Here is a 9,141-nt window from a genome sequence, read left to right on the forward strand (position 1 = left end):
GTCACCCACCTCGATACGCCGCCCTCCTCAGACCGTCATCACCCAGATTCCCGCATAGCTCTGCCTCCTCACCTACCAGCGCAAGGGCGAAAGCGGCGACCTGCACCGGACCGTCATTGACGAGAACGGTGAAATCGGAGCGCCGGCCGGGGAGGCACGGAGCCCGCTCCAGATCCTGCGGGCAACCTACCGGATCGATGGGCTGCTCGCCGCGGCCGGTGACCTAATTCTCCGCGCATTTCGCCGCCGCGCACTTCGACCTCGGAAAGGGAACGGACTACAGCCAGATCAGGGGCACCGCCGCTGCGTCCAGTGGCGAGAAGCTCCCCGGCACAGAGGCGGAAGAGGCCAGGCATTGGATCTTCGCCGCGATGGAAGCGCTGGGCGGTGGCGCCTCGCCGGCGGCGATGGCTGTGTGGTCGGTGGTCGGGGCGCAAACCGCGCTCGACAGGTTCGCGACGTCCCGCCACTTCCGCATGCCCGGTGGCCAGCGCTGGCTTTCGGTGGAGGAGGCAGAGGGCGTTCTGCGCCAGGGGCTGGCCGCGCTCGCTGCCTATCTCGCCGCGCCGACGGTCGAGCACCAGCACCGCCGCCGCGGGTTGAGGGTGCGGGTGGCCGGGGCGGTGGAGCTGTCGTTCCTGGTCGGCAGCCGCCGGTTCAAGGTGGTGGCGACCTATGATCCCGCCTTGAAGGCGTGGGTGGGGCACAGGATGGCTCCGCGGAAACTTCGACCTGGGGAAAAGGTTATCGCGGAGTTCCGGCACTGGTGCGTGACGGCGGCGAATGTCGCTCAGTTGGCCGAGGCGGCTATCGGGGCCGCGGCGGCCGGTTCGCCTTCTGGCCGTGCGAGAGCGGCAGGCTTAAATTGTTCGGCGTCTTCGGTCGTTGGTTCAGCTTCGCCCCAAGCGCGGCGACGCGTTCCAGAAGCGCCAGGATCAGTGTGTCCTTCTCCTCCAGGCTCAGGCGGGACAGATCGGGGCGAGTCACGGACAGGTTGACTCATATCCACGCCCACCACGCAATGTCACGTTAGAGTCAACTTCAACCCGGTCCGATCCCGACTGTCCTGATTATCTGGGACGTATCGGCCGATAGTGTTATCTTGCTGCGATGTGATTACGGGAACCTTTTGCCCGCCCTCTAAGCCGGAGCGGATGCCGTGAAATTGTCGGAATTTCTACCGATCGCCCACCTGCAAAGGCTTTGCGAGGAATTTACCACACTGACTGGCGCGGTGACCGCTGTTCTTGATCTCGAAGGAAACATTCTCGTCGCCACCGGCTGGCAGGATATCTGCACGCGGTTCCACCGCGTCCATCCGGGCACCGCATCCCGGTGCCACGAAAGCGACACCGAGTTAGCGGCCAGCCTCGATCAGGGCCAGCCCTATAAAGTCTACAAATGCCGCAACGGCTTGGTCGACGCCGCCATGCCGATCGTCGTCAGGGGCCAGCATGTCGGCAACTTCTTCACCGGGCAGTTCTTCTTCGAGCGGCCCGACGCCGAGGCTTTCCTGGCCCAGGCCCGCCAATTCGGCTTCCCTGACGAGGACTATCTTGCGGCCCTAAACCGGGTTCCGGTTCTTTCGGAAGACCGTGTCCGGCTGATGATGGGCTTCTTCACCCTCGTCACCAACATGATCGCCAGCATGGGCATCGCCAACGAGGAGTTGCGCTTGCGGGGAGAGGAGCTGAGCCGCACCAACACCACCCTGGCGGCCGAGGTGGCCGAGCGTAAGCGCGCCGAGGAAGAACTGCAGCGCGCCCACGACGAGTTGGAGGGGCGGGTGTTCGAGCGCACCCGGTCGCTGCGCGACGCCTTGGCCAAGCTGGAGCGCCATCAAGACGAACTGCGCGTCGCCAAGGAAGCCGCTGAAAGCGCCAATCGTGCCAAGTCCGACTTCCTGTCGTCCATGAGCCACGAACTCCGCACGCCCTTGAACGCCATCCTGGGCTTCGCCCAGATCCTGGACAGCGCCATCTCCGCGCCGCTCGACGACAAACAGCGCTTCCGCGTTCAGCAGATCATGAAGGGCGGCTACCACCTGCTCAGCCTGATCAACGAGGTGCTCGACCTGGCCCGCATCGAGAGCGGCGTGCTGACGCTGTCGGTCGAGCCCATTGAAACCAAGGCACTGACGGCCGAGGTGCTGGAGCTGACCCGCGCCTTCACCACACGCGGCACCACAGTCGTCCATGACTGGAAGGTGGCCGACAATGTGGCCGGGTGGGTGCGCGCGGACCACATGCGCTTAAAGCAGGTGCTGCTCAATCTGACATCGAACGCGGTGAAGTACAATCGTCCCGGCGGCTCCGTTCGCTTGGCTGCGGAGGCGGGTAGCGGGGGCTCGGTGCGCTTCGTGGTCACCGACGACGGCCCAGGCATCCCGCCTGAGAAGCACTCCCAGATCTTCGTGCCGTTCAACCGCCTGGGCGCCGAAACCACCGAAATCGAGGGCACCGGCGTTGGCCTGACCATCACCAAGCGCATGATGGAAGCCATGGACGGCCGCATCGGCTTCGAGACCGAGGTGGGGCGCGGCACCACCTTTTGGGTGGAGGTGCCCGCCAGCCAGGATCCCCTGGCCGCCCCGCCGGAGGCGGTCGAGGACAATGCACGCGATGGGCTGCGCGTAACCGCAGTCGGCGCCCCCCGCAGGCTGCTCTATGTGGAGGACAATCCGGTCAACCTCCAACTCATGCGTGATCTGGTGACCGAGTTGCCCGACTTCACCCTAGCCTCGGCGCCCACCGCAGAGATCGGCATCGAAGTGGCGGCGGCGACCCAGCCCGACGTCATCGTGCTCGACATCAACCTGCCCGGCATGAACGGCATCGAGGCCTTGGGACTGCTCAAGGCCAACCCCAGAACCAGCCACATCCCGGTCATCGCCCTGTCTGCCAATGTCAACCCCAGCGTCATCCGTCGGGGGTTGGAGGCGGGCTTCCTGCACTACCTCGCCAAGCCACTCGACATCAGCCTGTTCCTGCGCATCGTCGTAGAGATGTGCTCCAAACCGCCGGCTTGAACTGGAGTTGCCCCGGCTGGGCGGACACCATCTACCTGCGTAGGCGATGTTGACCGACGTCACCCCCCTATCCGACGGAATTCTGGCAGCATGTGGCGCTTGGCCGACCTCAAAAGCGGTCGGCCAACCTGCCAGCCACTGCGTCGACGGGCGACGACCAGCATTGAGAAGCAGCTGATGGCGCATTTCTATGATGCGCCTCGTGAAGTAGGCTGAGAGCGCGCCTTTTCGCGAGAGCACCAGGGCGGGCGACGCGGCTCCTATTCCCTGAGCGCTTGGGCGTCACGGGCTTTTCTCCCGAAACGGACGCTCGATAATGCTCTGCAGTGTGTCCGTCAATCCTTCGGTTGAAGCGCAGATCTGCGAAGGACAAACTATTGGCTTGTGGTGGGTAGAGATTCAAAACTGCATGTAAAAGCGATTCGCTCTTGGCTTTTCCAAAATCCGTCATTGCGTGGAACAAAGGATGGCTTCATTCAGTAAAGCACGGAATAACTTGCTAAGGTAGTAAATTTAATTTCAGCGCGTTGCTGGGTTGCTTCCAATTTGGAAGTTGTGAGTCACAACCTCTGGTTACCTGTCTTGCGTGTAATTTGCTAAAAGTTGCAAAAGCCGTATGGGTTCTTTGACTTATCTCTTACCCCGTTCAGCTGAAAGTGAGTAGACTTCTAAGGAAATTTCGGCCAAGGCGCGGTGATATGGTGGTGGTGCTCAAAGGGCTGCGGGGGATCGTTGCGATCACCGGCGCCACTCTCATTGTTGGAATGGCATTCCTGATGAGCGCCGTCGTTGGGGAGCGGTCCAGGACACAGCTTGAGCAGGAGATTGGCCGCTCGCTGTCCGAGGCCGCCTACCAGATGGCCGAGAAGCTCGATGCCGACATGTGGGCCCGCTCGAACCAAGTCAGCGTGCTGGCAAAGATTGATGCAGTGCGCGACTGGGCGGTCGCTCAAAAGGTCGTCGATGAGCTCAAGGCCAAGGACCACACCCTGGCTTGGGTCGGCGTTACCGATGCCAAGGGCTCTATCGTCGCCTCCAGCGGCGGCATCCTGCTCGGGGTCGACGCTTCGTCCCGCCCGGTCTACCGGGAGGGTCTGAAGGGACACTTCGTCGGCGATGTGCATGATGCCGTGATGCTCGCCAAGCTGCTGCCGAACCCAAGCGGCGAGCCCATGAAGTTCGTCGACGTCGCCACGCCGCTGAAGAACGACAACGGCACCGTGGTCGGTGTCTTCGCCACCCATTTCTCGTGGAACTGGGCCCGTGAGGTCCAGCAAACCCTGCTCAAGCCGATGCGCGAGCGGCGTGGGCTCGAGACCTTCATCGTCAGCGCCGACGGAACCGTCCTCCTGGGGCCGGAGGGCACGCTGGGGCAGCCTCTCCCGGTGGGAAGCGTCGCGTCGGCCAAGGTGAACGGCATCGGCTGGACGGTCGAAACCTGGCCAGATGCCCACCGGTACCTGACCGGCTATGCCCACAGCCCAGGCCATGCCAGCTACAGGGGACTGGGCTGGACCGTGCTGGCGCGCCAGCCGGTCGACGCTGCCTACGCCACCGCGGATGCTCTTCAGCGCGAAATCCTACTCTGGGGTGGGGCGTTTGCGTGTCTGTTCTCCGCCGCAGCGTGGTTCGCCGCAGGCTGGATCGCCCGTCCTCTCCACCGAATTGCCGACGCCGCCAGACGGCTGCGTGAGGGCCAACCCGGCGTGGAGATCCCGGTGGTCGGCGGTGCCGCGGAGGTCGAGGACCTGTCGCGCTCTTTGCGGGACCTGATCGCCGCGCTGACGGATTCCAAAAGCGCGCTGGCCCGGATGGAGGACATCGCCTACCAGGACCGCCTGACCGCTCTGCCCAACCGGCGCTTCTTCGAGCAGTATTCCGAGGCCCTGGCGAACCGGCCCGGCACCCAGCCATTCACGGTCATGTACCTGGACCTTGACGGCTTCAAGCCGGTGAACGACACCTTGGGCCATCAGGCTGGCGACGCCGTCCTTCGGCAGGTTGGTGCTCGCTTGGCCTCCTGCCTGCGCACCGACGATGTCATCGCTCGGCTGGGTGGCGACGAGTTTGCCGTGATCATCAATCCCGTCCCGGGGAAGGAGCCACCGCATATCGACGACATTGCCGCCCGCCTTATCACAGCGGTCAACGAGCCAATCATCATCTCCGGCCGCGCAGTCCAAGTCGGGTGCAGCATCGGCATTGCGTCCTGGCCGGAGCATGGAGGGGCAGTTCACCAAGTGCTCGAGCATGCTGACCAAGCTCTGTACGCCGCAAAAAGAGCGGGGCGAAACCGGGCCCTCGCATACAAGGACTTGGTCAATAAGGCTGAAGCCTTGCGCCTCGTCTGAGGTGCATTACGCCTGGCTCGCAGGCTTGCCCAACCAGTTGCTCGTTTTCCACTCATGATCAGCACCGCCGACGAGAGCCAGCTTGGCGATTTTCATTACCGGCGGAGCGCTCACCTCCTTCACATCGGCAATGCGGCGTGACCACCGCCCCAAGGTCCACCATCCCTCCCAGGGTCGACCTGAAGCGCTCGAAAACAAACAGATCCTACTGAGTGAAGAACAACCAGGCGACTGTGCCGAGAGAAGCCAGCGCGGCGAGCGCTGCACCGCTTCGCGTCATCCCGTCGCCCGACTTCGCGGAAGCGCTGGTGCTGACCTATGCGCCGGAACCGATCGAGGACTTCGTGATGCCCTCCGTCACGCCCGTGTTCGGCGGCCGTGGCGCCGGCCTGCTGTCGTAACCCAACCACCTGCATCAGATAGAGCCTGCCGATGTCCGATGACCAGATCACCAAGGCCGCGGGCTCGAACGCGGGAAGCGCATCCGGCCAGAGCCTGCTGACCGAGGTTGGCCGCGGCGGTCTCCGCCACTGGGGCGGTTACATCTACGACGACGAGGACCCGCAGCTCCGTGGTCTCCAGGCCATCCGAAAGTACCGGGAGATGACCAAGGACCCGACCATCGCGGCGATGCTATTCGCGTTGACGGCGCTGTTCCGGTCGGTGTCCTGGCGCATCGAGTCGAGCGGCGATACGCTGGCGCACCGCGAGGCGCGCGACTTCGTGGACGGGGTGCTGTTCGAGGACATGGAGCACACCTGGGAGGACTTCGTCGCGGACGCCGTGACGATATTCCCCTACGGATTCGCCCCCTTCGAGATGGTCTATCGGAAGCGCACCGGGACGCCGAAGGGCGCCGACCCGCTGGCCGGCAGCCAGTACGCCGACGGCAAGATCGGACTGCGGAAGATCGCGCTTCGCTCCCAGGACATCGTGCAGCGGTGGTGGTTCGATCAGGAATCCGACGACCTGCTGGGCCTCTACCAGCGCGACCCGGTGCCGGGGCCGGGAGGTGCCGATCCCCATGGAGCGCCTGGTGCTGATCCGCACCACCGCGAACCGCGGCAACCCCGAAGGCAAGTTGATCCTGGAGCCAGCAGTGCGGCCCTACACCGCGCTGCGCATGTTCGAAAACGCTGAGGCCTCCGTCGCGGTGCGGGCCGGCGGCATCGTGACGCTGGAAATCCCGGTCGGCGACTACAACGACAAGGGCACGCGGGCATCCTGGGAGCAGCTTGCCAAGGAGATGGCGGACGACCGCGCCGGCTTCATCCTCCTGCCGACGATCATCGACAAGGAAGGCAAGAAGGTCGACGCCTACAAGGTCGGCTACACCGTCGCGGATGGCCGTCGCAGCGGCGACTTCTCCCCCATCATCGGCCGCAAGAAACAGGAGATGGCGTCGGTTGCGCTGGCGGATTTCATCCTCCTCGGCCACAACAACAAAGGCGCCCTGAACCTCTCCACCGACAAGACGAACCTGTTGCGTGAAGCGGTGATGAGCTACCTCCGCGGCATCGCAGCGCCGGTCAACAGAGTGGTGATCCCCAGGCTATGGGCGGTCAACGGCCTGCCGCGCGACACCATGCCGAAGGCGGTGCCGGGCGATCTCGACAAGGCGAACCTGCAGGTGCTCGGCGCCTTCCTGACGGCCATGACCGGCGCCGGGATGGTAATGGACGATGCGCTGGAGGATGCCCTACGGGCGGCGGCCAACCTGCCGCTGAAGCCGAAGGAGTTGGAAGGGCAGGGGGGACGAAGGCGGCTCGGCGGTCAACCGGCCCGGGAAGGGTGCCGCGCCCGCGCGGAGGCCGAAGAGGCTCGCCGATGCCCCGGCCGATGACGACGGGTTGGTTGATGCGGCGCCGGACGTTCACGGGCAAGGCGTCACGGGCTGCCGGCGTAAGGGCGAGCGTCAGCAAGGCGGCGCCGGAGGACATCGCAGCCCTCGGCGCGCTGGGGCCCGACGATCCGGTCTACCGCGAGGCGCTGGCGGTGCTGGCCGGTGGCGAGATCCCGGAGAGCGTCGAGAAGGCGGAAGGGGGCCTGCCCGGCGCCGGGCAAAGCCCTTTTGATACAGACGGGCAGGTCGCCAAGCATAATCCCTACCACGACGCCCGTGGCCGGTTTACCTTCGGGCCGGAATCCGGAAGTGGTAGCGGCGGTGGCAGCTTGAAGGACTTTCTCGAATCTGAAGCCTCAGGCATCGTCGTCGTTGCCCGGCTGCCAGCAGATATCCAAGCGCACTTCGCGGCGAAGACGACGCGCGTGTTCCTGTCTTCCGACACACGGGACTCGCATAAGAAGCATGGGTGGACAGCGGAAGATTTAGCGCGTCTCCAGACCGTTCTGGACCGAGGTGAGGTGCGCACCGACAAAGAGTTTCATGTTGTTGCCGCGCACCAAGACGGCGAGTGGTGGTATGCGGCTGTGAAGGTGACGAAAGATGGGAAGGAGGTTTACCTGAAATCCTTCCACGTAATGCGGAAGAAGCAAGTTATCGACTTCCCGAAGAAGGGAACCCTGGTGAGGCCAAGAAAGGAGTTTTAGGACGTTGGCCTGGGAGCGAAGCACCCCAGCGGACCCGAAGGCTACCCGGCATCGCAACAATTTTCGCCAACGTCCTGACTGAAATATAGCTCCATACCAGTTCGGTATCAAGCTGGACTGAAGGAACGCGGTGGGCAACAGCTCTACCACATAACCGTCATCTTCGGAGCAGCCGAACGTTCCCGCGCACGACCATTCGGAAATCCAGAAGGTCACGCTGCCTTCCTGACCCGCTCCACGGCAGCGCCGACCACAGTCCGGATCGCGAGCAGCTCGGCAGGTAGGCGATGTCGTAGGAAGGCACCATGACCGCGCCGGTCGACCAGGAGGAGACGGTGGACGGCTGGACGCCCAGCGCTGCGGCCAGCTTCGCTTGGGAAATGCCGGATGCCTTCAGCTTGCGGCGGAACTCCACAGCGGCGCGGCGCCGGGTGGCGGCATCAGCATCACGATCACGCTTCGGTCGGGTGGCGGGCAGCTTCGGCATGGGAGGATGGTATTCGGTTCCTCCGAAGGCCGGCACGGCGAAACCTTCGGGAAATCGGAATTCCTGCCGGTGCGTTTCGGTGCGCCGGGAAATCGAATTCGGCGCGGCGGGCAGGTTGATGAAGCCAAGCTCCAGAGATAGGGTTCCGGTGCTGCGGCGGTCTTCAGACCCTATTCCCGTAAGGGTGTGCCGGTGGTGGCCCACAAGCGCCTTTGAACGACACGAGCCGCGCCGCCGCACAAGCTATTCGCCAGCTCCGGCCCATCAGCCGCAGCCAGCGCGCAATCCGGGACGCCGCTCTCCCGGTCCCTGCCGACGGTCAGGATCAGCACCGTAGACGCCCGGCAACGGGCATACCGGCGAAGCCTCCTGCCGAAGCTGGGGCCGTGGATCGCAGCCGACGTCACCGGCGCCGAGATGGCGAAGCTGCGCCGCTCCGGGAGCGCCTGGGGAGGAATAGAGGAGCTATGTTGGAGATTGGGTGACGGGCCGATCAGGCGGCGTTCTGTGACGCGGCTTCAGTGACCTCGATGCCGTCGCGGAATGTGACGCCGCGGATCACCTTGGGCAACAGGTTTTCGCCCTGGAGGCGGCGCCAGGTTTTTGCCGCGGCGGTGATCAGCTTGAAGACCATCAGCTTGGCGGTCTCCTGTGACAGCGCCGTCCTGCGCCGCGGCCCGGTCCGGCGCCATCCAGATCTCGCGCAGGTCCTGCTTCATCGTCGG

9 protein-coding genes and 1 pseudogene are annotated in these 9,141 nt (G+C 64.3%); 6 read left to right on the forward strand and 4 right to left on the reverse strand.

Going from position 1 to position 9,141, the window contains the following annotated elements; translation table 11 throughout:
* Nucleotides 1-277: 277 nt before the first annotated feature.
* Nucleotides 278-478, reverse strand: coding sequence for a hypothetical protein (locus tag JJL56_RS32160; protein WP_200487842.1), 201 nt, complete (start codon nucleotides 476-478; stop codon nucleotides 278-280).
* Between the two features lie 329 nt (nucleotides 479-807).
* Nucleotides 808-987 carry a hypothetical protein gene (locus tag JJL56_RS32165; protein ID WP_200487843.1) on the reverse strand — a complete coding sequence of 60 codons (180 nt, stop codon included), beginning with the start codon at nucleotides 985-987 and terminating at the stop codon, nucleotides 808-810.
* A 172-nt stretch (nucleotides 988-1,159) separates the two neighbouring features.
* Between JJL56_RS32165 and JJL56_RS32170 the strand changes: the two genes are divergently transcribed.
* The 6 genes from JJL56_RS32170 (at nucleotide 1,160) to JJL56_RS32195 (ending at nucleotide 7,929) form a co-directional block, all read left to right on the forward strand.
* Nucleotides 1,160-3,028, forward strand: a complete 1,869-nt coding sequence (locus JJL56_RS32170) for a PocR ligand-binding domain-containing protein (protein WP_200487844.1) — start codon at nucleotides 1,160-1,162, stop codon at nucleotides 3,026-3,028.
* A gap of 698 nt (nucleotides 3,029-3,726) precedes the next feature.
* A complete protein-coding gene (locus JJL56_RS32175) occupies nucleotides 3,727-5,379 on the forward strand; it encodes a GGDEF domain-containing protein (protein ID WP_200487845.1) in 1,653 nt (550 codons plus the stop codon).
* Between the two features lie 212 nt (nucleotides 5,380-5,591).
* On the forward strand, nucleotides 5,592-5,780 hold the full coding sequence (locus tag JJL56_RS32180) for a hypothetical protein (protein ID WP_200487846.1): 189 nt from the start codon (nucleotides 5,592-5,594) through the stop codon (nucleotides 5,778-5,780).
* A gap of 31 nt (nucleotides 5,781-5,811) precedes the next feature.
* Nucleotides 5,812-6,519 carry a phage portal protein family protein gene (locus tag JJL56_RS32185; protein ID WP_200487847.1) on the forward strand — a complete coding sequence of 236 codons (708 nt, stop codon included), beginning with the start codon at nucleotides 5,812-5,814 and terminating at the stop codon, nucleotides 6,517-6,519.
* Nucleotides 6,416-7,222: a hypothetical protein gene (locus tag JJL56_RS32190; RefSeq protein WP_200487848.1), complete on the forward strand. Its 807-nt coding sequence runs from the start codon at nucleotides 6,416-6,418 to the stop codon at nucleotides 7,220-7,222. The genes JJL56_RS32185 and JJL56_RS32190 overlap by 104 nt, the downstream gene beginning before the upstream one ends.
* Nucleotides 7,219-7,929 (forward strand): hypothetical protein, encoded by a 711-nt coding sequence (locus JJL56_RS32195; protein WP_200487849.1) that lies wholly within the window; start codon nucleotides 7,219-7,221, stop codon nucleotides 7,927-7,929. The genes JJL56_RS32190 and JJL56_RS32195 overlap by 4 nt, the downstream gene beginning before the upstream one ends.
* Before the next feature lie 157 nt (nucleotides 7,930-8,086).
* On the opposite strand, the gene JJL56_RS34015 is transcribed toward JJL56_RS32195, so the two are convergent.
* Both JJL56_RS34015 and JJL56_RS32205 read right to left on the reverse strand, forming a co-directional pair.
* Entirely contained in the window at nucleotides 8,087-8,620 is a 534-nt protein-coding gene (locus JJL56_RS34015) for a helix-turn-helix domain-containing protein (protein WP_200487850.1), read from the reverse strand.
* 289 nt (nucleotides 8,621-8,909) lie between these two features.
* Nucleotides 8,910-9,089: pseudogene (locus JJL56_RS32205) on the reverse strand (IS256 family transposase); the annotation flags it as partial.
* Nucleotides 9,090-9,141: the final 52 nt, after the last annotated feature.

This window comes from Azospirillum aestuarii, assembly GCF_016632405.1.
In the GTDB taxonomy this organism is placed as follows: domain Bacteria; phylum Pseudomonadota; class Alphaproteobacteria; order Azospirillales; family Azospirillaceae; genus Azospirillum; species Azospirillum aestuarii.